This is a genomic window from Variovorax sp. P4_B10, from assembly GCF_056402375.1.
The window spans coordinates 28328-52807 of the sequence record NZ_JBFUHN010000022.1; the positions used below are offsets into that span (position 1 = coordinate 28328).

23 protein-coding genes and 1 tRNA gene are annotated in these 24480 nt (G+C 65.4%); 13 read left to right on the plus strand and 11 right to left on the minus strand.

Going from position 1 to position 24480, the window contains the following annotated elements; translation table 11 throughout:
* Position 1: 1 nt before the first annotated feature.
* From cgtA to rplU, 3 genes are all read right to left on the minus strand, one after another.
* Complete coding sequence (gene cgtA / locus AC1DXX_RS12715) at positions 2–1078, minus strand: Obg family GTPase CgtA (RefSeq protein ID WP_478134562.1); 1077 nt, start codon at positions 1076–1078, stop codon at positions 2–4.
* 71 nt (positions 1079–1149) lie between these two features.
* On the minus strand, positions 1150–1410 hold the full coding sequence (rpmA, locus tag AC1DXX_RS12720) for a 50S ribosomal protein L27 (protein ID WP_478134563.1): 261 nt from the start codon (positions 1408–1410) through the stop codon (positions 1150–1152).
* Between the two features lie 12 nt (positions 1411–1422).
* Entirely contained in the window at positions 1423–1734 is a 312-nt protein-coding gene (gene rplU, locus AC1DXX_RS12725; protein WP_042578903.1) for a 50S ribosomal protein L21, read from the minus strand.
* A gap of 183 nt (positions 1735–1917) precedes the next feature.
* Here rplU and AC1DXX_RS12730 point away from each other — a divergent pair, with 183 nt between their 5' ends.
* The 10 genes from AC1DXX_RS12730 to AC1DXX_RS12775 all read left to right on the plus strand — a co-directional run bounded on the left by AC1DXX_RS12730 (position 1918) and on the right by AC1DXX_RS12775 (position 11376).
* Positions 1918–2910, plus strand: coding sequence for a polyprenyl synthetase family protein (locus AC1DXX_RS12730; protein WP_478134564.1), 993 nt, complete (start codon positions 1918–1920; stop codon positions 2908–2910).
* A gap of 52 nt (positions 2911–2962) precedes the next feature.
* Positions 2963–3039: transfer RNA gene (locus tag AC1DXX_RS12735), tRNA-Pro, on the plus strand.
* Positions 3040–3151: 112 nt separating this feature from the next.
* Complete coding sequence (pilB, locus tag AC1DXX_RS12740) at positions 3152–4885, plus strand: type IV-A pilus assembly ATPase PilB (RefSeq protein WP_478134565.1); 1734 nt, start codon at positions 3152–3154, stop codon at positions 4883–4885.
* Positions 4886–4909: 24 nt separating this feature from the next.
* The gene (locus AC1DXX_RS12745) at positions 4910–6142 is read left to right on the plus strand and encodes a type II secretion system F family protein (RefSeq protein ID WP_478134566.1); all 1233 of its coding nucleotides are present in this window, start codon (positions 4910–4912) and stop codon (positions 6140–6142) included.
* Complete coding sequence (locus tag AC1DXX_RS12750) at positions 6142–7107, plus strand: prepilin peptidase (protein ID WP_478134567.1); 966 nt, start codon at positions 6142–6144, stop codon at positions 7105–7107. The genes AC1DXX_RS12745 and AC1DXX_RS12750 overlap by 1 nt, the downstream gene beginning before the upstream one ends.
* A 7-nt stretch (positions 7108–7114) precedes the next feature.
* The gene (gene coaE, locus AC1DXX_RS12755; RefSeq protein WP_478134568.1) at positions 7115–7723 is read left to right on the plus strand and encodes a dephospho-CoA kinase; all 609 of its coding nucleotides are present in this window, start codon (positions 7115–7117) and stop codon (positions 7721–7723) included.
* Positions 7724–7796: 73 nt separating this feature from the next.
* Positions 7797–9290, plus strand: coding sequence for an MBOAT family O-acyltransferase (locus tag AC1DXX_RS12760; RefSeq protein WP_478134569.1), 1494 nt, complete (start codon positions 7797–7799; stop codon positions 9288–9290).
* Between the two features lie 12 nt (positions 9291–9302).
* Entirely contained in the window at positions 9303–10316 is a 1014-nt protein-coding gene (locus AC1DXX_RS12765) for a hypothetical protein (RefSeq protein WP_478134570.1), read from the plus strand.
* Between the two features lie 36 nt (positions 10317–10352).
* Entirely contained in the window at positions 10353–11108 is a 756-nt protein-coding gene (gene zapD, locus AC1DXX_RS12770; protein WP_478134571.1) for a cell division protein ZapD, read from the plus strand.
* Between the two features lie 58 nt (positions 11109–11166).
* Positions 11167–11376, plus strand: a complete 210-nt coding sequence (locus AC1DXX_RS12775; protein ID WP_478134572.1) for a DNA gyrase inhibitor YacG — start codon at positions 11167–11169, stop codon at positions 11374–11376.
* A gap of 19 nt (positions 11377–11395) precedes the next feature.
* Here AC1DXX_RS12775 and AC1DXX_RS12780 read toward each other — a convergent pair whose 3' ends face one another.
* The 5 genes from AC1DXX_RS12780 to secA are packed head-to-tail and all read right to left on the minus strand — an operon-like array spanning position 11396 to position 18761.
* Positions 11396–13345: an acyltransferase family protein gene (locus tag AC1DXX_RS12780; protein ID WP_478134573.1), complete on the minus strand. Its 1950-nt coding sequence runs from the start codon at positions 13343–13345 to the stop codon at positions 11396–11398.
* A 51-nt stretch (positions 13346–13396) separates the two neighbouring features.
* Positions 13397–13849: an NUDIX domain-containing protein gene (locus AC1DXX_RS12785; protein ID WP_478134574.1), complete on the minus strand. Its 453-nt coding sequence runs from the start codon at positions 13847–13849 to the stop codon at positions 13397–13399.
* The gene (locus AC1DXX_RS12790) at positions 13846–14721 is read right to left on the minus strand and encodes an ATP-binding protein (RefSeq protein ID WP_478134575.1); all 876 of its coding nucleotides are present in this window, start codon (positions 14719–14721) and stop codon (positions 13846–13848) included. Before AC1DXX_RS12790 ends, AC1DXX_RS12785 begins: the two co-directional genes overlap by 4 nt.
* Positions 14718–15947 carry a bifunctional glutamate N-acetyltransferase/amino-acid acetyltransferase ArgJ gene (gene argJ / locus AC1DXX_RS12795; protein ID WP_478134576.1) on the minus strand — a complete coding sequence of 410 codons (1230 nt, stop codon included), beginning with the start codon at positions 15945–15947 and terminating at the stop codon, positions 14718–14720. The genes AC1DXX_RS12790 and argJ overlap by 4 nt, the downstream gene beginning before the upstream one ends.
* Before the next feature lie 27 nt (positions 15948–15974).
* Positions 15975–18761 (minus strand): preprotein translocase subunit SecA, encoded by a 2787-nt coding sequence (secA, locus tag AC1DXX_RS12800; RefSeq protein ID WP_478134577.1) that lies wholly within the window; start codon positions 18759–18761, stop codon positions 15975–15977.
* Positions 18762–18942: 181 nt separating this feature from the next.
* Between secA and AC1DXX_RS12805 the strand changes: the two genes are divergently transcribed.
* A complete protein-coding gene (locus AC1DXX_RS12805) occupies positions 18943–19251 on the plus strand; it encodes a hypothetical protein (RefSeq protein ID WP_478134578.1) in 309 nt (102 codons plus the stop codon).
* A 60-nt stretch (positions 19252–19311) separates the two neighbouring features.
* Positions 19312–20298: an ornithine cyclodeaminase family protein gene (locus AC1DXX_RS12810; protein ID WP_478134579.1), complete on the plus strand. Its 987-nt coding sequence runs from the start codon at positions 19312–19314 to the stop codon at positions 20296–20298.
* Positions 20299–20305: 7 nt separating this feature from the next.
* Here AC1DXX_RS12810 and AC1DXX_RS12815 read toward each other — a convergent pair whose 3' ends face one another.
* Positions 20306–21454, minus strand: coding sequence for a threonine synthase (locus tag AC1DXX_RS12815; RefSeq protein WP_478134580.1), 1149 nt, complete (start codon positions 21452–21454; stop codon positions 20306–20308).
* Between the two features lie 100 nt (positions 21455–21554).
* On the opposite strand from AC1DXX_RS12815, the gene AC1DXX_RS12820 reads away from it, so the two are divergent.
* Positions 21555–22181 carry a helix-turn-helix transcriptional regulator gene (locus AC1DXX_RS12820; RefSeq protein WP_478134581.1) on the plus strand — a complete coding sequence of 209 codons (627 nt, stop codon included), beginning with the start codon at positions 21555–21557 and terminating at the stop codon, positions 22179–22181.
* 19 nt (positions 22182–22200) lie between these two features.
* Here AC1DXX_RS12820 and AC1DXX_RS12825 read toward each other — a convergent pair whose 3' ends face one another.
* Together AC1DXX_RS12825 and AC1DXX_RS12830 are read right to left on the minus strand one after the other, a co-directional pair.
* Positions 22201–23181 carry a Bug family tripartite tricarboxylate transporter substrate binding protein gene (locus AC1DXX_RS12825; protein WP_478134582.1) on the minus strand — a complete coding sequence of 327 codons (981 nt, stop codon included), beginning with the start codon at positions 23179–23181 and terminating at the stop codon, positions 22201–22203.
* 16 nt (positions 23182–23197) lie between these two features.
* Complete coding sequence (locus AC1DXX_RS12830; protein ID WP_478134583.1) at positions 23198–24427, minus strand: threonine synthase; 1230 nt, start codon at positions 24425–24427, stop codon at positions 23198–23200.
* Positions 24428–24480 lie beyond the last annotated feature (53 nt).

Genomic DNA, 24480 nt, shown 5'->3' on the forward strand with positions numbered 1-24480 from the left:
CTCAGGAACGCTCGGGCGGCAGTTCCACGAAGCGCGGGTCGACTTCGACAGGCACCTGCTCGGCCACCTGCTGCGCCTTGACCTGCTGGTAGACTGCCTGCACCAGATGCTCGCAGCCTTCGCGCGTCAACGCCGAGATTTCGAACACCGGGCCCTTGAAGCGCAGGCGCTTCACGAAGTCCTTGACCAGCGCCGCGCGCTCGTCGGCAGGCACCATGTCGAGCTTGTTCAGCACCAGCCAGCGCGGCTTTTCGTAGAGCGCGGCATCGTATTTCTTCAGCTCGCCCACGATGGCCTTGGCCTGGGCGACCGGGTCGACCGCGTCGTCGAACGGCGCCATGTCGACCACGTGCAGCAGCAGGCGCGTGCGCTGCAGGTGACGCAGGAAGAGGTGACCGAGGCCGGCGCCTTCGGAAGCACCTTCGATCAGGCCGGGCAGGTCGGCGACCACGAAGCTCTGCTCCGGACCGACGCGCACGACGCCGAGGTTCGGGTGCAGCGTGGTGAAAGGGTAGTCCGCGATACGCGGGCGCGCGTTCGAGATGGCGCTGATCAGGGTCGACTTGCCCGCGTTGGGCATGCCGAGCAGACCGACATCGGCGAGCACCTTGAGTTCGAGCTTGAGACTCTTCTTGTCGCCCGGCCAGCCGGGGGTTTTCTGGCGTGGCGCTCGGTTGATGGCGCTCTTGAAGCGCATGTTGCCGAAGCCGCCGTCACCGCCCTTGGCGATGGTGATGACTTCGCCTTCCGTCAGCAGCTCGTACAGCACCTCGCCGGTCTCGGCATCGCTGATGATCGTGCCGACCGGCATCCTGAGCGTGATGTCGGCGCCTGCGGCGCCGAACATGTCGGAGCCCATGCCGTGCTCGCCGCGCTTGGCTTCGTGCCGGCGCGCGTAGCGGAAATCGACCAGGGTGTTGAGATTCGAATCGGCCACCGCGAACACGTGGCCGCCGCGGCCGCCGTCGCCGCCGTTGGGGCCGCCGAATTCCTTGTACTTCTCATGGCGGAACGACACGCAGCCGTTGCCGCCATCGCCGGCGGCGATGTCGATGAAGGCTTCGTCGACGAACTTCATGGGATGTCCAGTTTACAAATGAAGAAGCCCCGGCAAAGCGGGGCCTCAGGCTGATCGAAGTGACGCGAGGCTTACGCCGCGGGGGTCACGTTGACCATGTGCTTGTTGAGCGCACCCTTTTGACCGAACGACACGTGGCCGTCGACCAGGGCGAACAGCGTGTGGTCCTTGCCCACGCCGACATTCACGCCGGGGTGGAACTGGGTGCCGCGCTGGCGCACGATGATCGAGCCTGCGCTGATCAGTTCGCCGCCGAAGGCTTTCACGCCGAGCATCTTGGGCTTGGAATCGCGCCCGTTTCGCGTTGAGCCGCCGCCTTTTTTCTGTGCCATGGAATGTGCTCCTTAGCCGGCGATCGCGCCGATTTGCAGTTCGGTGAACTGCTGGCGATGGCCTTGACGTTTCTGATAGTGCTTGCGACGGCGCATCTTGAAGATGCCGACCTTGTCGTGCTTGCCGTGCGACAGTACCGTGACTGTCACCGTTGCGCCGGACACCAGGGGCGTGCCAACCTTGATTTCAGCGCCGTTTCCGACAGCCAGAACCTGGTCGATCACGATTTCCTGGCCTACGTCCGCAGCAATCTGTTCTACTTTAATTTTTTCGCCGGAAGCAACGCGATACTGCTTGCCGCCGGTTTTTATGACCGCGTACATGTAAACCTCTTAGAAATGAGTCTCCGCAGCGAATTCCGCAGAGCCCAAGATTATAGCGCGGTTTGTGCCTGCTAACACTCATCGCGATGGAGACCTCCCTGTAGGCAGGCAGCGCTCCCTATAATTTGCGCCTCCCGGCCCCCACGCCGCCTTCATTCCTCAGCAGCGCCCCGCGCCTCCGCTTTGCCAGTCCCCGCCGCCGACACCTCCCCCACCGCCACCGTGCTGGACCTGATTGCCGGCGACATGGTCGAAGTCGACCGCGTGATCGCCCGTCGCCTCAATACAGGCGTACCGCTGGTCAGCCAAGTCTCCCAATACATCATTTCCGCCGGCGGCAAGCGCCTGCGGCCCGCTCTCCTGCTGCTGATGTCGGGTGCGCTGGGCTACACGGGCGAGCAGCGCTTCAATCTGGCCGCCGTTGTGGAGTTCATCCACACGGCCACCTTGCTGCATGACGACGTGGTCGACGAATCGACCTTGCGGCGCGGCCGTGCAACCGCCAACGAATCGTTCGGCAACCCGGCCAGCGTGCTGGTCGGCGACTTCCTGTATTCGCGCGCTTTCCAGATGATGTTGGATGCAAACAACATGCGCATCATGCAAATCCTTGCCGAAGCGACCAATGTGATCGCCGAGGGCGAGGTGCTCCAGCTGATGAACATGCACGATGCATCGCTGGACGAGGCCGCGTACCTGCGCGTGATCCGCTCGAAGACCGCCAAGCTTTTCGAGGCCAGCACCCGGCTTGCCGCCGTGCTGGCAGGCGCCTCGCCGGAAGTCGAGGAAGCCTGCGCCACCTACGGCCAGGCGCTCGGCACCGCCTTTCAGGTGATCGACGACGTCCTGGATTACGCGGGCGACGCCCATGAAACAGGAAAGAACGTCGGCGACGACCTGCGCGAAGGCAAGACCACCCTGCCCCTGATTTTTGCGATGCAGCGCGGCACCCCATCCCAGAGCGGGCTGGTGCGCGCGGCCATCGAAGCAGGCGACACCGCCCAACTGGGCAAGGTCGTCGAGATCGTGCGCGAAACCGGCGCGCTGGATGCGTCTCGCGCAGCCGCTGCGGCCGAAGCGAAACGCGCAATCGATGCATTGCACGACTTTCCGTCCAATTCGCATGCCGCCGGTTTGCTACAATTGGCGGCTCAGTTGCTTGAGCGACGTGCCTGAAACACCTCACAAGAGTTGGCATCTAGGACGACTTCTTTTTCTTGCAACCAATCGGGGTGTAGCTTAGCCTGGTAGAGCGCTACGTTCGGGACGTAGAGGCCGGAGGTTCGAATCCTCTCACCCCGACCAGCCTTTGGCTGGCAAAATAATGGCCATGCCTGTTGCTGTGTAGCGGTTTACAGCGCAGGAGTGATCAGCGATGATCGTGAAGCACTTTTTCACATCTTTTGCATTTCGCTGAATGGCCGCTGCCGAACTTCCAGTTAAAGAACCCACGCAGATTGCCCTACCGGGCTTGGCGCGCGCCTTGGTCTCGGCCGGCAAGCTCCCTGCGAAGATTGCAGAGGACATCTACCAGAAGTCCCTGAACGGCCGTACCAGCTTCATTGCGGAGCTGACCGGCACCGGCGCCGTATCTGCCGCGGACCTTGCCCACACCCTCTCCTCCGCCTTTGGCGCTCCGCTGCTCGATCTCGATGCCATCGATCACCAGCGCCTGCCCAAGGACCTGCTCGACCCGAAGCTGTGTCTTGCATACCGCATCGTCGTCCTGAGCAAGCGCAACAACCGTCTCATTGTTGCCACAGCCGACCCCTCGGACCAGCAGGCGGCGGAGAAGATCAAGTTCGCGTCCCAGATGGGCGTCGACTGGGTCATCGCGGAATACGACAAGCTCTCGCGAATGATCGAAGCTGCCGCCGCAAGCGCGGCGGAGACCATCAACAGCATCGTCGGCTCGGAGTTCGAGTTCGACGACGTGACAGCCGACACCTCGGGCGACGCCAGCGAACAGGCCGTCGCCGAAGTCGAAGATGCGCCGGTCGTGCGCTTTCTTCACAAGATGCTGCTCGACGCGGTCAGCATGCGGGCTTCGGACATTCATTTCGAACCCTACGAGCACCACTACCGCGTGCGTTTCCGGGTCGACGGCGAGTTGCGCGAGATTGCCAGCCCGCCAACGGTGATCAAGGACAAGCTCGCATCCCGCATCAAGGTCATTTCGCGGCTCGACATCTCCGAGAAGCGCGTGCCGCAGGACGGCCGCATGAAGCTCAAGATCGGACCCGACCGCGTGATCGACTTTCGCGTGAGCACCCTGCCCACGCTGTTCGGCGAGAAGATCGTCGTGCGTATTCTGGATCCGAGCAGCGCGAGGCTCGGCATCGACGCGCTCGGCTATGACGCCATCGAAAAGGAACGCCTCCTTCATGCCATCGGCCGACCCTACGGCATGGTGCTCGTCACCGGACCCACGGGCTCGGGCAAGACGGTGTCGCTCTACACCTGCCTGAACCTGCTGAACCAGCCCGGCGTCAACATCGCGACGGCGGAAGACCCGTCCGAAATCAACCTGCCGGGCGTCAACCAGGTCAACGTCAACGAGCGGGCCGGGCTGACCTTCGCCACTGCGTTGCGTGCCTTCCTGCGCCAGGATCCCGACATCATCATGGTCGGCGAAATCCGCGACCTCGAAACCGCCGACATCTCGATCAAGGCCGCGCAAACCGGTCACCTGGTGCTCTCGACGCTGCACACCAACGACGCGCCCACCACGCTCACGCGCATGCGCAACATGGGCATCGCGCCGTTCAATATCGCGTCGAGCGTGATCCTGATCACGGCCCAGCGTCTCGCACGCCGGCTGTGCACGGTATGCCGCGTGCCGGCCGACATTCCACGCGAAGCATTGCTCGAAGCAGGCTTCAAGGAGTCGGACCTGAACGGCTCCTGGAAGCCTTACCGGCCTGTCGGCTGTTCGGCATGCAGCGGCGGCTACAAGGGCCGAGTCGGTATCTACCAAGTGATGCCGATCACCGAAGCCATCCAGGAAATCATCCTGCGCGATGGCAGCGCACTCGACATCGCGCAGCAATCCGAAGCCGAAGGCGTGCGCTCGCTGCGCCAGTCGGGCCTCGGAAAAGTCATGCAAGGTCTCACTTCGCTCGAAGAAGTGGTGGCGTGCACCAACGAATAACGAACACGGAATACCGGAGATCGAATGGCAACAGTGGCATCCCCCCGCTCCTCCCAGGTCACGCACAAGGAATTTGTCTTCGAATGGGAAGGCAAGGACCGCAACGGCAAGCTGGTGCGCGGCGAACTTCGGGCCGCCGGCGAAAACCAGGTGCAGGCTGCGCTGCGGCGCCAGGGCGTGCTCGCTTCCAAGATCAAGAAGCGGCGCATGCGCTCGGGCAAGGCCATCAAGCCCAAGGACATCGCGATCTTCACGCGTCAGCTGGCGACCATGATGAAGGCCGGCGTGCCCTTGATGCAGTCCTTCGACATCGTCGGCCGCGGCAATGCGAATGCGAGCGTTGCGAAGCTGCTCAACGACATCCGCGGCGATGTGGAAACGGGTACCTCGCTGTCGGCAGCCTTTCGCAAGTTTCCGAAGTACTTCGACAACCTGTATTGCAATCTGGTGGAGGCCGGTGAAGCGGCCGGTATTCTCGAAGAACTGCTCGACCGGCTTGCCACTTACATGGAAAAGACCGAGGCGATCAAATCCAAGATCAAGTCGGCATTGATGTATCCGATCTCGGTGGTCGTGGTTGCCTTCGTGGTGATCGCCATCATCATGATCTTCGTCATTCCTGCCTTCAAGCAGGTGTTCAGTTCGTTCGGTGCCGACCTGCCCGCGCCCACGCTGATCGTGATCGGCATCAGCGAGTTCTTCGTGTCCTACTGGTGGCTGATCTTCGGGGGCATCGGTGGCGGGCTCTACTTTTTCATGCAAGCCTGGAAGCGCAATGAACGTGTGCAAAAGGTCATGGACCGTCTGCTGCTTCGCATTCCGATTTTTGGCACGCTGATCGAGAAGTCATGCGTGGCGCGCTGGACCCGGACGCTGGCGACCATGTTTGCCGCGGGCGTGCCCCTGGTCGAAGCGCTCGACTCGGTGGGCGGTGCTTCGGGCAACACCGTGTATGGCGACGCCACCGCCAAGATTCAGCAGGAGGTGTCCACCGGCACCAGCCTCACCACGGCCATGACCAACGTCAACCTGTTCCCCTCGATGGTGATCCAGATGACCGCCATCGGCGAAGAGTCCGGCTCCATCGACCACATGCTGGGCAAGGCAGCCGACTTCTACGAGTCCGAGGTGGACGACATGGTTGCCGGTCTCTCCAGCCTGATGGAACCCATCATCATCGTGTTCCTCGGCACGATCATCGGCGGCATCGTGGTGTCGATGTACCTCCCCATCTTCAAGCTCGGCCAAGTCGTTTGATGCCGGTTTCGCAGGAGTTCGACGCCGCGCTGGCCGGCGTGCTGGGGCTATTGATCGGCAGTTTCCTGAACGTCGTCATCTACCGCACGCCGGTGATGATGTACCGGGACTGGCTGGCCGACGCCGTCGCCAACCTCATGTCCTCGAAGGATGCCCCTTCGCTCTGGTCGCTGGTCTTCGGCCCGAAGACCGTGCCGCCCGAGGGACTCGAGGCCGCCGCGGACAAGGCGGCCACGGCCATCGAGAATCTGCCGCCCTTCGACCTCACCCGTCCGGCATCGCGATGCGGCGCTTGCGGCCACAAGATCCGCTGGTACCAGAACATTCCTGTCCTGAGCTACCTGTTCCTGCGCGGACGCTGTGCTTCCTGCAAGACTTCGATCAGCCCGCGCTATCCGCTGGTCGAGCTGATCACGGGCGTCCTGTTCGCCCTCTGCGGCTACCGCTTCGGCCTCACCCCCACCGGCGCCTTGTGGGCCGCCTTCGCGGCGTTGCTGACTTGCCAGTTCCTGATCGATTTCGACACCCAGTTCCTGCCCGACTCGCTCAACTACACCCTCCTCTGGCTCGGCCTCATCGGTGCGGCCATGGGCTGGACCGGCGTGGCCTTGAACTCGGCCGTCTGGGGCGCGGTGTTCGGCTACCTGAGCCTCTGGCTTGTGTACCATGGCTATCGCCTGGTCACGGGCAAGGAGGGCATGGGCTATGGAGACTTCAAWCTGCTCGCGGCGCTGGGTGCATGGCTCGGGGCCGACTACCTCATCGCCATCATCCTCGTCTCTTCGCTGGTGGGCGCCGTGATCGGCCTGACCTTGCGTTTCGCCGGCAAGCTGGCCCACAAGGACATTCCGATCGCATTCGGCCCCTTCCTGGCCGGCGCCGGCCTCGTCTGCCTTGTCATCGGCCCCGGACTCGTGAGGCAATGGATCCCCTTCGCGTTCCCGCTCGGCGCGCTGATCCATTGAACCAGGCATGGTGCGGCGCATCGGCCTGACGGGCGGTATCGGCAGCGGCAAGAGCACTGTTGCCGCGCAGCTGGTCGCTCAAGGCGCCGTGCTGGTCGACACCGATGCCATCGCACGCAGCATCGCGCAGGCGGGAGGCATCGCGATGCCGGCGCTGGAAGCCGCATTCGGGCATGCCGTCATTGCCCCGGACGGCAGCCTCGACAGAGCCGCCGTGCGCCAGCTCGTGTTCGCCGATGCGGGCGCCAAGCTTCGTCTCGAATCCATCCTGCACCCCTTGATCGGCGCCGAGACCCAACGCCAGGCCGCTGCCGCGGGCGAGGACGCCATCGTCGTCTTCGACGTACCGCTGCTGGTCGAATCCGGGCGCTGGCGCGCCATCGTGGACCGCGTGCTGGTCGTCGACGCCACCGAAGCCACCCAATTGAAACGTGTCGTCGCGCGCTCGGGCTGGACGCCCGAGGCCGTCCGCGCAGTGATTGCACAACAAGCCCCGCGTCAGGCACGCCGGGCAGCCGCCGACGCGGTCATTTTCAACGAGTCGCTGACGCTCGAGGAACTCGAAACCGAAGTGCAGGGTCTCTGGAAGCAGTGGGCTGCGGCCACCACGCGATAATCCGAGACCTGCCGCTCCCGCGGCCGCATAACGATTACGACAAAAAGGCGCTCGCCGCAGTGCCCTCCCCGAGATGCTTTTCAACTCGTATCCCTTCATTTTTGTCTTTTTCCCGCTGGTCCTGATCGGGTTCTTTCTGATCGGCAAGCGCAACGCACGATCCGCCGCCGGCTTCCTCGCGCTGGCTTCGCTCTTCTTCTACGGCTGGTGGAGTGTCCAGGCCCTGCCGCTGCTGCTGGGCTCCATCTGCGTCAACTACTGGTTCGGGCTGCGCCTGTCGCCTGCGCCGGGCCGCGACGACCGCCAGCGCAAGTCGCTGCTGGTGGCCTCGCTGGTGGTCAACCTCGGCGTGCTGGCGGTCTTCAAGTACGCCAATTTCTTCGTTGCGAACGTGAACGACGGGCTGGCCGCAGGGGGCTTCTCGCAGATCCCGCTGCTGCACATCGTGCTGCCGATCGGCATCTCGTTCTATACCTTCACGCAGATCGCCTTCCTGGTCGACTGCTGGCAGGGCAAGGTGCATGAGCGCAGCTTCATCCACTACGTCCTGTTCGTGACCTACTTCCCGCACCTGATCGCGGGTCCCGTGCTGCATCACGCGCAGATGATGCCGCAATTCGCGAACGCCTCCACCTACCGCGTCGACCCGAACAAGGTGGCGATCGGCATCGCGATCTTCACCTTCGGCCTCGCCAAGAAGCTGCTGATCGCCGACCCCCTGGGGCAATACGCGGACATGATGTTCAACGGCGTGCACAAGGGCATCGAGCCCACGCTCTACACCGCGTGGTTCGGTGCGCTGGCCTACACGCTGCAGATCTACTTCGACTTTTCGGGCTATTCGGACATGGCTGTCGGCCTGTCGCTCTGCCTTGGCGTGCAGCTGCCGCTCAACTTCCGCTCGCCCTACAAATCGACCAACATCATCGAGTTCTGGCGCCGCTGGCACATCTCGCTGTCGACCTTCCTGCGCGACTATCTCTACGTGCCGCTGGGCGGCAACCGCAAGGGCCCGGCCCGGCGCTACCTGAACCTGTTCCTCACGATGCTGCTCGGCGGCCTCTGGCATGGCGCCGCCTGGACCTTCGTGATCTGGGGCGCACTGCACGGCATCTTCCTGATGATCAATCACCTGTGGAATGCCAAGGTGCGCCGCAATGCCACGCCGGGCCGCATCGCCCATGTGCTGGGCTGGCTGCTGACCTTCCTCTGCGTGGTGGCGGCCTGGATCGTCTTCCGCGCCGATGGCATGCACACGGCCATGGCCATCTACAAGGGCATGCTCGGCCTGCACGGCGCGCCGCCGTCGGCCTTCAGCGAACTGGGCCCGGTTCCGTTCCGCAAGCCCGAGTTCTTCCAGACCCTGCTGGTCGGCATCATCATCTGCCTGGCGCTGCCGCCCACCATCACGCTCGAACGCTGGATTCCGCATCCGAAGGCTGTCGCGGGCCAACCGGTCATGGCCTGGCTCTCCACCGCGGTGCTGGCCGTCGGCACCTTTGCGCTGTTCGCATGGTGCGTTTCGAAGCTGGGCAACTACAGCCCGTTCCTCTATTTCCAATTCTGATTCGACATGACGATGCCCGCGAAAGTCTGGCTGCGGTTCTTCTTCATCGGCTACATCCTGCTGATGGCGCTGTGGATCGTTTCGCTCACCAGCCCCATCCCCTACGGCGACCTCACGCGGATCGGGCGCCTGTCCGAGCGTGAATTCGGCTGGACCGAGCCCCCGCCCAAGGTCGACCCGGCCTACCTGAAGGGCACGCCGGTCGGTCAAGCCGACATCATGGTCATCGGCGACAGTTTCTCCATGACCTTCCGCTGGCAGTCCGCGCTCGTGAAGGCCGGCTACCGCGTCTCGACGTCGTACTGGGGCCAGTACGAGAACGCGCTGTGCGGCGACTTTGACCAATGGGTCGAGCGCTCCGGCTTCAAGGGCAAGCTGATCATCATCGAGAGCGTGGAGCGCCTGCTGGGCGACCGCACCAAGGACAGCGCGAAGTGCAACAAGATGCGCATGGCCTACGACGCCATGACGCACCCGCTCATCACGCCCGACGAGACGGTGCCCAGCCCCGCGCCCAACTGGAACGTCCAGTTCATGACCGGCGTCACCACCTACTACAACACGTGGAAAGCGAAAAAGTCTGCAACCGCCACCTACTTCGACTGGAACACCTGGGTGCGCCAGGTGCCGGACGGCTGCAAGCTTCTTTCCCATCGCTCGTGCGACAAGATGCCCTTCTTCGCCGAAGACGAAGACAATGGCCCGCTGACCCCTGCGCACCTCCAGTGGATGAAGGATTTCACCAAGGCCCACACCGCCATCCCGATCATGTGGATGGTGATCCCCAACAAGACGACGGTGTACCTGAAGCCCGACTACTCGAAGGATTTCGAAACCGGGTTCCGCGAATCGAAGCTGACGGGCCCCGACCTCTACGCTTTTACACGCGAGAAACACACCCAGGTTCGCGACTTCTATTTCTCGAACGACACTCACATGTCGATGCACGGACAGCTTCTCCTCGGCGACCGCATGCTGGCCGCCGTGCGCGAAGTGCTTCCGACGCCCCCTACCAAATCACCCTGAAGTTATGATCCCGCGACAGGAAACCGATAAAAACGCGTGATCCTTTACGAGTACCCCTTCAACGAGCGCATCCGCACTTACCTGAGGCTGGAACACCTGTTCCGTCGCCTCGGAGAACTGGTGCCCTCGGAATCGCCGCTGTCCCACCACTACGCCCTGGTCACGATCTTCGAGATCATGGACGTGGCGGCGCGTGCCGACCTCAAGGCCGACGTGCTGCGCGACCTCGACAAGCACAAGAACGTCTTCAACAGCTACCGGGGCAATCCGGCCATTGCGGAAACCGTGCTGGACCAGGTGGTCGGCCAGCTGGAGGGCAACTTCGCGGCGCTCAACGGCGTGGCCGGCAAGGCCGGCCAGTCGCTGACGGACAACGAGTGGCTCATGAGCATCCGCAGCCGCGCGGGCATTCCGGGCGGCACCTGCGAATTCGACCTGCCGGCCTACTATGCCTGGCAGCACCGCACGGCGGCGAGCCGCCGCGCGGACCTCGAGCGCTGGTCGAACACGCTCTCGCCCCTGGCGTCTTCCATCTACCTGCTGCTCAAGCTGCTGCGCGACGCCGATGTGCCCTACAAGGTCATCGCCACCGGCGGCCAGTTCCAGCAGAACCTGCCGCAGGGACGCAGCTTCCAGTTGCTGCGCCTGCGCATCGATCCCCGGCTCGGGCTGATCCCCGAAATCAGCGGCAATCGCCTGATGGTTTCGGTCCGGCTCATGCGGCACGAGGCCGACGACCGCCTGCACCAGAGCACGGACGACGCGCCTTTCGAACTGACGCTCTGCGCATGAGCCGCCGGGCCGCTCCCAAGGCGAATGCCGCAGCGCAAAGCGCGGAGACCGCCCAACAATGAGCCGAGTGAACGACAAAGGCGAGCGGATCGTCCGTTGCCCTTCGTGCGGCGGCGACAGCATCTACGCGCCGTCCAATCCCTATCGCCCCTTCTGCAGCGCGCGCTGCAAGGGCATCGACCTGGGTGCCTGGGCCAGCGAGGAATTCCGGATGCCGGCCGAGGCACCGCCCGACGAAGAGCCTTTCGGCGATCCCAAGATCCAGTAAGTGGCGTCGCAGGCGCCGGCTAGCGGTTGCCGTCCCCGAGAAACACCTTGTCGAGATAATCCACGTGCTCCCGCACGTAGAAGGGCCGCAGGTGCTCCCGGTCCTTGTAGACCGGCGTGCCGTCGGGCAATGACCGCACGCACTGGCCCGACTGGCAAAGCTGCGCCACCACGTCGATGACTTGCGCGCCGCTCGATGCGGCGATGCGCCTCAACCGCTCGTTGAGCTGCGCCTGTTCGGGCGGCAACGGGCCGGTGGTGGTGCTCGTCAGGGCCGTCATCTTGCCCATGCGGCTGCCTTCGATCAGGCGCCTGGGCTCGAACTCCACGCTCCGCGCGTTGTCCAGCAGCAGGTAGACCTTCTTCTTGCGCCCGACCAGCTCCTTCAGCAGTGTTTCAAGCGCATCCAGCGAGCGCCCGATGCCGGGCCCGCCGTTGTTGATCGGGTAGGCCGAAGCACGATCCTGGAAGTAGTAGGCCAGCGGGAAATTCCCGGTGAAGTAGCAGTTCCAGCAAGCGCCGACCACGACCGTGTCGATCTGCGGATCGAGGGCCAATTCAAGCATGCCGGCGCGCGCCTTCTCGCAGCCCGGATTGCCGTCAGCCAGAACACCGGGCACGGGAGGGCAAGCGCCATAGGTCGAGAAATACGCCGTCGCCATTTGGCCGGGCGCGCTGCGCGCCAGCTCCCTCGCGCGCGGCGCGTACTGCTGGACATGGCTGTCGCCGATCAGCAGGACCTTGCGGGCTCCGCTGCCAACGCGCTCGACCGGACGGGTGCCCAGCTTCTCCCGCGTGAAGCCGTCGTAGTAGTTGTCGTCCACGGTGGCATCGGTCACCTTGCGCAGCAGGTCGCTGCCGTTGCGCGGCGGCATGCCGCCCAGTGCCAGCACGCCGGCCAGCGCAACGACCGCGCCGGAACTCGCCAGCGCGTGCAGCATGCCGACGCTCGTGCGGGCCCGCGTGAAACGCTCCACGAAACGGTAGGTGGCCCATGCCAGCACGACGCTCGCGATCACTGCACCGGCGCGCACCCCGGCCGAGGGCGTGCCCTCTTCCACGATCCGCGCATACACCAGCAACGGCCAGTGCCACAGGTAAAGCGGATAGCTGATGAGGCCGGTCCACACCATCATCCGGTTCGAAAGCACGTACCTGTTGAGCACCCCTTCCGGGCCGGCTGCAATGCAGCTCACCGCACCCAGCGTCGGCAGCAGCGCCCACCAGCCCGGAAAGGCCTTGTCGCTGCGGGTCATCACCAGCCCCAGCACGATCAGCCCCACGCCCAGCACCGACTGGAGGTGGCTGCGCCATGCGCTCGGCGTGAAGGGCTTCAGGCGCATGCACGCCAGGATGCCGCCCACCATCAACTCCCAGAAACGCGACACCGGCGAATAGAAAGCCGCCTCGCGGTACGGATGCACCGTGAGCACGTTGACGAGAAACGAAACCACCGCGACCGCCCACAGCAGCCGGACGATCGGCCAGCGCCGCCGCCATGCCACGCCCAGCAGCAGCGGCCAGAAAATATAGAACTGCTCCTCGATCCCGAGCGACCACAGATGCAGCAGCGGCTTGGTCTCGGCCGCGGTGTCGAAATACCCCGACTCGCCCCAGAAGATGAAGTTGGCCACGAAGGCAGCACCGCCTGCCGCCTGCTTGCCGAGTTCGGCAAACTCCCTCGGCAGCAGCGCATACCAGCCGAAGGCCAGCGTGGCCGCCAGCACCAGCATCAGCGCCGGAAAAATTCGACGGATGCGGCGCGCGTAGAAGTCGCGGTAGCTGAAGTCGCTCGCCGCGTGGCTCTGCATGATGATCGTCGTGATCAGGAAGCCCGAGATCACGAAGAAGATGTCGACCCCGATGAAGCCTCCGGGCAGCGCATCGGGAAACGCGTGGAAGGCCAGCACCGACGCCACGGCCACGGCGCGCAGGCCATCGATGTCGGCGCGGTACTTGGGGGGGTGCATCGTCGGGTTCAGGCCTGCAACGTCAGCCGGCGTACCGGCCAGTGCCGCCCATCAGGCCAGGGTGGAAACCGCAAGGGCGGCCGAAGCAGGCAGGCCGCGCTCCTGCACCAGCCACTCCAGCACCGGCAGCGCGCCCGGCAGCACCGGCGCCACGTCGAGCGGCAACTGCTGCCACGCCATGGCCTGTCCTTCGCGCATCTCGAACTCGCCGGTCCAGGCCGTCACCTTGCACCAGTGCAGACGCACCAGCGCATGCGGATAGTCGTGCTCCGTGACCTTCCAGACCGATGCGCCATCGATGGTGATACCGAGCTCTTCCTGCAGCTCGCGCCGGAGAGCTTCCTCGACCGTCTCGCCGGCTTCGATCTTGCCGCCCGGAAACTCCCAGTAGCCCGCGTAGGCCTTGCCCTCGGGCCGGGTCGAGAGCAGCAGAGCGTCGTCGGTCAGGCGGATCAGCACGCCAACCGCGACCTCGGTGTGCTTGCGGCCGTTTTCGGCGCTCACGCGGCGCCCCGGCCCGCGTAGTCGCGGGCGAACTGGTAAGCCACGCGGCCGCTGCGCGAGCCGCGCTCGAGCGCCCAGACCAGCGCCTCGGGCCGCGCCGCCGCGATGGCGGCCTTGTCGACGCCGAACGACGAGAGCCATTGCCCGACGATCGTCAGGTACTCGTTCTGGCTGAAGGGATAGAAGCTCACCCAGAGGCCGAAGCGCTCCGACAGCGAGATCTTTTCCTCGATCACCTCGCCCGGATGCACTTCACCGTCTTCGGTGTGCGTGTACGTGAGGTTTTCCTTCATGTACTCGGGCAGCAGGTGGCGCCGGTTGCTGGTCGCGTAGATCAGCACGTTGGGCGTGGACGCGGCAATCGACCCGTCGAGGATCGACTTGAGCGCCTTGTAGCCCGGCTCGCCCTCGTCGAAGCTCAGGTCGTCGCTGAAGACGATGAACTTCTCGGGCCGCTGCGAGACCACCTCGACGATGTCGGGCAGGTCGACCAGCTCGGCCTTGTCGACCTCGATCAGCCGCAGCCCCTGCGGCGCATAGGCCTGCAGGCAGGCACGGATCAGCGACGACTTGCCCGTGCCGCGCGCGCCGGTCAGCAGCACGTTGTTGGCCGGCTTGCCTTCGACGAACTGGCGCGTGTTGCGCTCGATCTTTTCCTTCTGGACGTCGATTTCCTTCAGCGAGTCGAGCGCCATCGTGGCCACATGCTTGACCGGCTCCAGTACGCCATGGCCGGAGTTGCGGCGGCGGTAGCGCCAGGCAATCGACGCATTCCAGTCGGCCGGCGCCGAGAGCGGCTGCGGCAGGATCGATTCGATGCGGGCGATCAGCTGTTCGGCGCGCTCGATCAGCTTCTGGAACTGCTCGTTCATGACCGGTAATCGGCGTTGATCGTCACGTAATCGTGGCTCAGGTCGCAGGTCCAGACGGTTTCGCTGGCCTCGCCGCGGCCGAGGCCGATGCGCACCGTGATCTCGCTCTGCTTCATCACGCGCTGGCCGTCTTCTTCGCGGTACGACGGATTGCGCCCGCCCTTGACGGCCACATGCACGTCGTCGAGGAACAGGTCGATGCCGGTCTGGTCGAGGTCGGCAATGCCCGCGTAGCCCACGGCCGCCAGGATACGGCCCAGGTTCGGGTCGCTGGCGTAGAAAGCGGTCTTGACCAGCGGCGAGTGCGCCACGGCATAGGCCACCTGCTTGCACTCGGCGGCGTCGCGGCCGCCTTCGACCTGGATGGTGATGAACTTGGTCGCGCCTTCGCCGTCGCGCACGATGGCCTGCGCCAGCTGGCGCGCCACGTTCTGCATCGCGGCCACGAGCGCCTGGCCCTCGGCCGAATCCAGCGAGGTGATGGTGGCGTGCGCCGCCTTCTGCGTGGCGATGACCACGAAGGAATCGTTGGTCGAGGTGTCGCCGTCGATGGTCACGCGATTGAACGAGGCATCGGCCAGCAGCCTGGCCAGCGGCTGGATCAGCAATGGGTCGATCTTCGCGTCGGTGGCCATGAAGCCCAGCATGGTCGCCATGTTCGGGCGGATCATGCCGGCGCCCTTGCTGATGCCGGTGACGGTGACGGTGACGCCGCCGACCTGAACCTGCTGGCTGAACGCCTTGGGGATCGTGTCGGTGGTCATGATGCCTTCGGCCGCACGCGCCCAGTGGTTTTCCGAGGCATCGGCCAGCGCGGCAGGCAGGCCGGCTTCGATGCGGTCCACGGGCAGCGGCTCCATGATCACGCCGGTCGAGAACGGCAGGATCTGCTCGGGCGCGATCTCCAGCTTGCGTGCGAGCGCAATGCAGGTGGAGCGCGTGCGCATCAGGCCGTCTTCGCCCGTGCCGGCATTGGCGTTGCCGGTGTTGATCACCATCGCGCGAATGCCGTAGTTCGCAGCCAGGTGGTCGCGGCACACCTGCACCGGCGCCGCGCAGAAACGGTTCTGCGTGAACACGCCACCGACCGCCGAGCCTTCGTCGATCAGCACGACGGTCAGGTCCTTGCGGTTGGCTTTGCGCACGCCCGCTTCGGCCACGCCGATGCGAACGCCGGGCACCGCGAACAAGGCGGCAGGATCAGGGGCAGACAGGTTCACGGGCATGGCGATTTCTCTTCGGGAGTTTCTGGGTCAGCTGAGTTTGCCGTGGCAATGCTTGTACTTCTTGCCGCTGCCGCAGGGGCAGGGGTCGTTGCGGCCGACACGTGCGAATGCGGCTGCCTCGGCGCTGAGCGCACCCAGTCCGGCAGCCGCGATGCGGCGCTGGTTTTCCTCGTCGACCCGCACCTCGACCTCGCCGGTTTCGGTCGGCGCGGTGTAGGTGATGTTGGAGACGTTCTCGCCGCGGCTCTCCATGGCTTCCGCGGCTTCCTCGAGCTGCTCGCCCGACTGCACGCGCACCGTCATGAGCTGGCGCGTGACTTCGTTCTTCACCGAGTCCAGCAACTGGCCGAAGAGCTCGAAGGCTTCGCGCTTGTATTCCTGCTTGGGCTGCTTCTGCGCATAGCCGCGCAGGTGGATGCCCTGGCGCAGGTAGTCGAGCGAGGCCAGGTGTTCGCGCCAGTGCGTGTCGATGCTCTGCAGCAGCACCATGCGCTCGAACTGGGTGAAGTTCTCCTGGCCGATCAGCGCCACCTTGGCGTCGAAGGCCTCGTTGGCGGCCTTGACCACCTTCTCGAGAACGTCCTCGTCGGCAATCGCGTCGGCGGCCTCGACCTCCTTCTTGATCGGCGTGTCCAGGCCCCACTCGGTGAAGAGGCTCTTCTCGAGGCCGTCCAGGTCCCACTGCTCTTCGACCGATTCGGCCGGCACGTACTGCCGCACCAGGTCCATGAAGCAGCCTTCGCGCAGCGCCGCGATCTGTGCCGTGAGGTCGGCCGCGTCGAGAATGTCGTTGCGCTGCTGGTAGATCACCTTGCGCTGGTCGTTCGACACGTCGTCGTACTCGAGCAGCTGCTTGCGGATGTCGAAGTTGCGTGCCTCGACCTTGCGCTGCGCGCTCTCGATGCTGCGCGTGACGATGCCGGCTTCGATGGCTTCGCCGTCGGGCATCTTGAGGCGGTCCATGATCGCCTTCACGCGGTCGCCCGCGAAGATGCGCATCAGTGGATCGTCCAGGCTCAGGTAGAAGCGCGACGAACCCGGGTCGCCCTGGCGGCCCGAACGGCCGCGCAGCTGGTTGTCGATGCGGCGCGACTCATGGCGCTCGGTCGCGATGATGCGCAGGCCGCCGAGCGACTTCACGAACTCGTGGTCCTTGGTCCATTCGGCGCGGATGTGCGCGATGTCGGCCTCTTTGGCGGCTTCGTCGCGGCCTTCGTCGTTCTCGACCGCCTCGATCATCTTCTCGATGTTGCCGCCCAGCACGATGTCGGTACCGCGGCCGGCCATGTTGGTCGCAATGGTGATCATCTTCGTGCGGCCGGCCTGCGCCACGATGTCGGCTTCGCGCGCATGCTGCTTGGCGTTGAGCACCTGGTGCGGCAGGTCTGCCTTCGTGAGCAGGCCGTCGATGATTTCGGAGTTCTCGATCGACGAAGTGCCCACCAGCACCGGCTGGCCGCGCTCGTAGCACTCGCGGATGTCCTGGATCGCCGCCTCGTACTTCTCGCGCGTGGTCTTGTAGACGCGGTCGAGCTGGTCTTCGCGCTTGCTGATGCGGTTGGGCGGGATGATGACCGTCTCGAGCCCGTAGATTTCCTGGAACTCGTAGGCCTCGGTGTCGGCCGTCCCGGTCATGCCGGCCAGCTTGCCGTAGAGGCGGAAGTAGTTCTGGAAGGTGATCGAGGCCATCGTCTGGTTCTCGGCCTGGATCTCGACGCCTTCCTTGGCTTCCACCGCCTGGTGCAGGCCGTCGCTCCAGCGGCGGCCCGTCATCAGGCGGCCGGTGAATTCGTCGACGATCACCACTTCGCCCTGCTGCACCACATAGTGCTGGTCGCGGTGGTACAGGTGACGTGCCCGCAGCGCCGCATTCAGGTGATGCAGCAGCGTGATGTTGGCCGGGTCGTAGAGCGAGGCGCCTTCGGGAATCAGCTTGAGCTCGCCCAGGATGCGCTCGGCGTTCTCGTGGCCGTCTTCGGTCAGGAACACCTGGTGCGTCTTCTCGTCGACCGTGAAGTCGCCGGGCACCGTGACGCCCTCGCCCGTGCGCGGATCGGCTTCGCCTTCCTGCTTGGTCAGCAGCGGCACCACCTTGTTGATGGCCAGGTAGAGGTCGGTGTGGTCTTCGGCCTGGCCGCTGATGATCAGCGGGGTGCGGGCTTCGTCGATCAGGATCGAGTCCACTTCGTCGACGATCGCGTAGTTCAGGCGGCGCTGAACCCGGTCGCCGGGCTCGTAGACCATGTTGTCGCGCAGGTAGTCGAAGCCGTACTCGTTGTTCGTGCCGTAGGTGATGTCGCTGCCGTAGGCTTCCTGCTTTTCCTCGCGCGGCATCTGCGGCAGGTTGATACCCACCGACAGGCCCAGGAAGTTGTAGAGCCGGCCCATCCATCGGGCGTCGCGGTTGGCGAGGTAGTCGTTCACCGTGACCACGTGCACGCCCTCGCCGGACAGCGCATTCAGGTAGACCGGCAGCGTGGCGGTCAGCGTCTTGCCTTCGCCGGTGCGCATTTCGGAGATCTTGCCGTTGTGCAGCGCCATGCCGCCGAGCAGCTGGACGTCGAAATGGCGCATCTTCATGACGCGCTTGGAACCTTCGCGCACCGTGGCAAAGGCCTCCGGCAACAGCGCATCGAGGGTCTCGCCCTTGGCGATGCGGTCCTTGAACTCCTGCGTCTTGGCGCGCAGCGCGTCGTCGCTGAGCTTCTCGAATTCGGGTTCGAGCGCATTGATGCGTTCCACCGTCTTGCGATACTGCTTGAGGAGCCGGTCGTTGCGACTGCCGAAGATCTGGGTCAGGAAGTTGGTTGCCATTGGGTGGAGATGGGCGGGCACCTGACGAGACAGGCACTTGCGACCGGATTCCCTAAGATATGGTGAAAGCAGTTGGGCGCGCCCGCTTCGAAATCAAGTTCGAAAGCAAGCGGCTTTTTCCGGCGCGAACGCCGGCAAACCGGGCATTTTAGCTGTCTTGTTTCTACCTACCGGATTACCCATGTATCGCCGTCTCGCCCCCGCCGTCAGCCTGCACCAGGCCGCAGAAGGCTCGCCCACGCTGGGGGGCCTGATGGCGCGCGCGCGCGACAGCGCCGAGCGGCTGAAGGCCGTGGAGGGCCTCATTCCGCCGGCCATGCGCGCCGCCGTGCAGGCCGGGCCGGCCGAGGGCGACGTCTGGTGCCTGCTGGTGAAGGGCAGCGCCGCGGCCGCCAAGCTGCGCCAGCTGTCGCCAATGCTGGTGACACGGCTCAAGAACAGGGGCTGGGACGTGGCGACGATCCGGATCAAGGTGCACACGGGACGCTGACCCGGGCGGCCGCTGCCGCTATTTATTGATTTTTTGTCTGAAAATAGATAATATTTCCAGATGACATCATCGACGCGGCCGGCCGACGCCCTTCTCCTGCTGCTCGACAAGCACCAGGTCGACACCCTCCTCTCCCCCGACGACGTGCTCCAGGCCGTGCGCGAGGCCTTCGTTCTCCACAGCGACCGCGAGGGCCGCGTCTTCCCGGTCGTGCGCGAGCCCCTGGCCACCGGCGGCGTGTTCGGCATCAAGTCGGGCGACGTGCAGGCACAGGGCCTGCTCGGCTTCAAGGCGGCCGGCTTCTGGCCGGACAACCGGCAGCGCGGCGGCGAGCCGCACCAGGCGACGATCATGCTGATCGACCCCGCCACCGGCCGGCCCCTGTGCCTGATCGACGGCAATGCGGTCACGACCATGCGCACCGGCGCGGCGGGCGGACTGGGCCTCGGCCGGCTCGCGCGGACCGGCAGCACGCGCCTCTGCATCTTCGGCACCGGCGTGCAGGCGCGCATCCAGCTCGACTTCGCACTGCGCTTGCTTCCTTCCTTGCGCGAGGTTCTCTACATCGGTGCCGATGGCCGGCGCAACGCAGCCTTCGAGGAAAACTTTGCGGCACGCTGCAGCATCGCGCCCGCCACCGACCGCAACGCCGCCGTTGCGCAAAGCGACATCGTGATCACCGCGACACCCGGTTCAGGCGCATTGTTCGAGCTCGAGGCCGTGCAACCCGGCACGCACCTGAACTGCGTCGGCGCCGACACGCGAGGCAAGCGCGAACTCCCGGAGGGCCTGCTGCCGCGCGCTCGCCTCTTCGTCGACGACCGCGCACAAGCCCGACAGATCGGCGAGACCCAATGGTCGCCCGACACGCCGGGCACCGAACTCGGCGACCTGCTGAGCGGCAAGGCCCCGTTCAGCCGCGCTCCCGGCGACGTCACCGTCTTCGACATGACCGGCCTCGCGCTCCAGGACCTGACGGTCGCGCGCCTGCTCCACGAGCGCGCAATCGCAACGGGCACAGGCACACGCATCGCCTGGCCCTGGTAGTTCAGGCTCAGGCAGCGCTGCCGCCGAACAGTTCGGTCATGAACTGCGTCGACTTCAGGCCGGTGCCGGTCAGCAGCACGACCGTCGTTTCGTTGGCTTTTATGTCGCCCCGCTGCGCCAGCACGTCGATGGCTGCGGCCGCCGTCGCGGATGTCGGCTCGGCGTACAAACCCGTCGCAGCCAGCTGGCGCACAGCCGCCATGATCTGCGCTTCGGTCAGCGCCACCGTCTTGCCATTCGTCTCCCGCAGCGCCTGCAGAATTTCCTGCAGCCGCACCGGGCGCTTGATGGCCGTGCCTTCGGCGATCGTCGGCTTGACGATGCGGTCCACCAGGGTGTCCACGCCGGCGACGAAGCTCGCATCGACCGGCGAGCAGTTCAGCGGCTGCGCCACGAAGATCCGCGGCAGCCTGCGGATCTGCCCCGCGGCCAGCAGCTCCTTGAAGCCGATGTAGCACCCCAGCACATTGCTGCCCGCGCCCGCCGGAATCACGACGTTGTCGGGCGCGGCGAAACCCAGGTCTTCCCAGAGTTCATAGGCCAGCGTCTTGGTGCCCTGCAGGAAGAACGGATGCCAGTTGTGGCTCGCGTAGAAGATCGATGCCGACTGGCGCACCGCCTCGTGCTCGGACTCCTCGCGCGGCCCCGGCACAAGCTGCACCTCGGCGCCGAAGGCCCGGATCTGCGCCACCTTGGGCGCCGGCGTGTAGCTGGGCGCGAGCACCTTGACCCGGATCCCCGCTGCCGCACCCGCCGCGGCGATGGCCGCCCCGCCGTTGCCCGAGCTGTCTTCCAGCACGGCATCGATGCCCAGCTGCCGCAGGAAAGAAATCATCACGGACGCACCGCGGTCCTTGAAGCTGCAGGTCGGGTTGAACCACTCGAGCTTGAAGCAGGGGTCGAGCTCGCCCCAGCGCTTCTGCACCAGCGGCGTACAGCCTTCGCCCATGCTCGCGGGCTTGTCGATCGCCACCGGCAACGCCGCGCGATAGCGCCACACCGAGCGCTCGCGCGAATCGATGTCGTCGCGCGTGATGCCGGGCAGCGGCGTCACCATCATCGGATTGCCGTCGTCGGAGCGCCMGCGGCGCTCCGACAGGTCGTGATACCTGCCGGTGCGGGGGTCGATGTAGCGTGCGCGTTCCTGGCGTGTCATTCGCATTTCTCCTGGACGTCATTTGACCTGGATAATATATCCAAACATGTACTTTTTGTACAATCTGGATTCTTCGTCCAGACCTGGATACATTCCCGGCATGAAGAAGAAGTCCAACAAGCAGCTCCTGGAGATGCTGCGCAACATGGCCGAAGGCCTCGGCGAAACCTTTGCGCCCTTCTGCGAAGTCGTGGTGCACGACCTGAGCAATCCGAAGAACGCGATCTACGCCATCGAGAACAACCTGAGCGGCCGGCAGGTGGGGCAGTCGGTCACGGAGCTCGGGCTGGCGCGCATCCGCGATCCGGAATACCCGGCGGTGATCGCGAACTACGCCAACACCTTTTCCGACGGGCGCAAGGTCAAGAGCACCTCGATCGGCATCAAGGACGAGAGCGGTGACTACGTGGCGGCGCTGTGCCTCAACGTCGACCTGACTCTGTTCCAGAGCTTCCAGGGCGCGATCTCGCAGTTCACGCGTATCGAGGACAGGGAAGTGCATGAACACCTCGACACCGGGGCCCACCATTCGGATCGCATCCACGCGCGCATCGACGAGTTCGCCGCATCGCGCGCAACCACTTCGCGATCGCTGAAACCCGCCGACCRCAAGCTGCTCGTGCAGGAGCTGAAGAAGGCGGGCTTCCTGGAGATACGGCGCGGCGCCGAAATCGCGGCAGCGCACATGGGCGTGTCGCGCGCCACCGTCTACAGCGACGCGAAGTAGCGCGTCGGCCCGGACCCGGTTATTGCGGCTGCAAGCCGATCTCGTGCGCCACCTTCTGCCAGCGTTCGGCCTCGGAGCGCAGGAAGGCGCGCAGTTCGCCCGGCGTCGAGCCCTTCATCTGCACGCCCAGCACCGACAGCCGCTCCTTCACCGAAGGATGTTCGAGCGCCGCAATGGCCTCGCGGCGCAGCTTCTCGATCACGTCGAGCGGCGTGGTGGCGGGGGCCACCATGGCCCACCACTGGTCGATCTCCATGCCCTTGAGGTTGTTCTCCGCCAGCGCGGGCACAGTCTGCAGGCCGGAAATGTTCACGCGCTGCGTGCTCGTGACGAGCAGCGGCCGGATCCTGTTGGCGCCCAGCAGGCTGGAGCCGCTGGCCAGCGTCGCGAAATGGCCGGCCACCGTGCCCGCCGCCACGTCGGTGAGCGCCGGTGCGGAGCCGCGGTACGGCACCATGTTGAAACGAATCTTCGTGCGGCTCGCGAGCAGCTCGGCCGCCAGGTGGCTGACGGTGCCCGCGCCGCTGTGGGCAATGGCCGGCGGGGCCGGCTTTCCGGCCGCCGTTTTCAGGAAGGTCCTGAAGTCCTTGCTGTCGTCGTCCATGCCCGCGAAGAACACCAGCGGCGAGGTGCCGATCATGGTCACGGGCGTGAAATCGCGCAGCAGGTCGTACGGGAGTTTGGCCGTCACCGCCGGCGCAATCGCATGCGGCAATTCGACGATGGCGATGGTGTAGCCATCGGGCGCCGCCTTGGCGGCCGCGTCGGTGCCGATCATGCCGGCCGCACCGGGCCGGTTGTCGACGATCACCGGGCTGCCGATGGTCTGGCTCATGCGCTGCGCCATCGCGCGTGCAATGGCATCGGTGCTGCCGCCCGCGGCCCAGGGCACGACGAGCTTGATGGGCCGCTCGGGAAAGGCCGCCCACGCGGGTTGCGCTGCAGCGAGCAGGACTGTAGAGCCGGTGGCCAGAAAGGCCCGGCGATGCATCGTCGGCATGGTGATTCCTTGGGGTTTAAACGGCAGGGTCGGGCCAGCTCGGATCGCCCGACGCGTTGGCGGTAAGCATCAGCACGACATGGGCATCGGCCGCGATGGCATTGCTCTCGCGCAACTGCCGCAGGGCGCCCAGGCCTGCGGCCGCGCAGAGTTCGGCGCTCACGCCGGCGGCGGTGAGGAGCCGCCGGGCCGCACGCGCTTCGTCGTCGCTCACCACCACCGCACCGCCACCGGTGGCCATGGCGGCTTGCCATTGCAGATAGGTCACGGTGGCACCGGCCGTCGAGAACTGCGCGGTGTGGCCGGGGTAGCTGCCGTTGATCGCGCCGCCTGCGAACACGCGCGAAAGGCGCGGGAAGGGCTCCACCAGCCAGAGCCGCGGCAGGCGCGGAATGCGCCCCGCAGCCAGCAGGTCGCGGAAGCCCGCATAGATGCCCCAGGCGAGATCGCCGCGCGCCGTAGGGATCACGATGTGGTCCGGCAGGCCGCCGTCGGTCACGCATTCGAGCGCGATGGGCTTGTAGCCCTCGATGGCCAGCGGCGCGCTGCCCAGCGCGGGCAGGCGGTAGTTGGTCAGCGCAAAGTAGCCGGGGTATTGCGAACGCTCGCGCACGAAGGCCCAGCGGCCGGCGTTGTCGGCAAACACGTAGCGCCGCGCGCCCAGCGCGTCGAGCTGCCGCGCATAGGTGGCCGGCATGCCTTCGTAGGTGGCAACCTCGCACCCCAGGCCGGCGGCCCACGCATAGTGCGCCGCCGACACCGCCGCATTGCCCGACGACGCGAGCACCAGCGTGTGGGCGCCGAAGTCGAGGGCCTGGGCCACGCCGACCGCCGTCATCCGGTCCTTGTGGGAGCCGGTGGGGTTGCTCGATTCGTCCTTGAGGCTCAGTCGTGCGACACCGAACTGTTGCGCCAGTCCGGGCACCTCCTGCATCGGCGTCTGGCCCTCGCCGAGGGTGAAGCCCGGTGCGTAAGGCATGGGGACCGCATCCGGGCCATCCGGCAAGTAGCTGGCGCGCAGCGCGACATGAAAGCCCGCGCGCTTGCACGCAGGGCAACCATCGTGCGTGAGAGTGACCGGGTAGAGCGCATCGCAGCGCAGGCACTGCAGACCCCGCAGGCGGGGATTCCTCACCGGCTCGAGCGCCCGGGCCCGGGCGCTGGCCGAGGGGTTGCCCGAATGATGGGCCGGAGGGTCCGCTGGCAAGGCGGCGAACTCGAAGTCCAGAACTGGCGATGGCGTCACGGCGTCTCTTGCGTTGGAAGTTGTGCCCAAATCTTATGCATTGGGAAATAAAA

Excerpts from the sequence above, each read along its gene's own strand:
- cgtA (WP_478134562.1), bottom strand. The coding sequence starts at position 1,078 with ATGAAGTTCGTCGACGAAGCCTTCATCGACATCGCCGCCGGCGATGGC.
- rpmA (WP_478134563.1), bottom strand. The coding sequence starts at position 1,410 with ATGGCACAGAAAAAAGGCGGCGGCTCAACGCGAAACGGGCGCGATTCC.
- rplU (WP_042578903.1), bottom strand. The coding sequence starts at position 1,734 with ATGTACGCGGTCATAAAAACCGGCGGCAAGCAGTATCGCGTTGCTTCC.
- pilB (WP_478134565.1), top strand. The coding sequence starts at position 3,152 with ATGGCCGCTGCCGAACTTCCAGTTAAAGAACCCACGCAGATTGCCCTA.
- AC1DXX_RS12745 (WP_478134566.1), top strand. The coding sequence starts at position 4,910 with ATGGCAACAGTGGCATCCCCCCGCTCCTCCCAGGTCACGCACAAGGAA.
- coaE (WP_478134568.1), top strand. The coding sequence starts at position 7,115 with ATGGTGCGGCGCATCGGCCTGACGGGCGGTATCGGCAGCGGCAAGAGC.
- AC1DXX_RS12760 (WP_478134569.1), top strand. The coding sequence starts at position 7,797 with ATGCTTTTCAACTCGTATCCCTTCATTTTTGTCTTTTTCCCGCTGGTC.
- AC1DXX_RS12765 (WP_478134570.1), top strand. The coding sequence starts at position 9,303 with ATGCCCGCGAAAGTCTGGCTGCGGTTCTTCTTCATCGGCTACATCCTG.
- AC1DXX_RS12775 (WP_478134572.1), top strand. The coding sequence starts at position 11,167 with ATGAGCCGAGTGAACGACAAAGGCGAGCGGATCGTCCGTTGCCCTTCG.
- AC1DXX_RS12780 (WP_478134573.1), bottom strand. The coding sequence starts at position 13,345 with ATGCACCCCCCCAAGTACCGCGCCGACATCGATGGCCTGCGCGCCGTG.
- AC1DXX_RS12790 (WP_478134575.1), bottom strand. The coding sequence starts at position 14,721 with ATGAACGAGCAGTTCCAGAAGCTGATCGAGCGCGCCGAACAGCTGATC.
- argJ (WP_478134576.1), bottom strand. The coding sequence starts at position 15,947 with ATGCCCGTGAACCTGTCTGCCCCTGATCCTGCCGCCTTGTTCGCGGTG.
- secA (WP_478134577.1), bottom strand. The coding sequence starts at position 18,761 with ATGGCAACCAACTTCCTGACCCAGATCTTCGGCAGTCGCAACGACCGG.
- AC1DXX_RS12805 (WP_478134578.1), top strand. The coding sequence starts at position 18,943 with ATGTATCGCCGTCTCGCCCCCGCCGTCAGCCTGCACCAGGCCGCAGAA.
- AC1DXX_RS12810 (WP_478134579.1), top strand. The coding sequence starts at position 19,312 with ATGACATCATCGACGCGGCCGGCCGACGCCCTTCTCCTGCTGCTCGAC.
- AC1DXX_RS12825 (WP_478134582.1), bottom strand. The coding sequence starts at position 23,181 with ATGCCGACGATGCATCGCCGGGCCTTTCTGGCCACCGGCTCTACAGTC.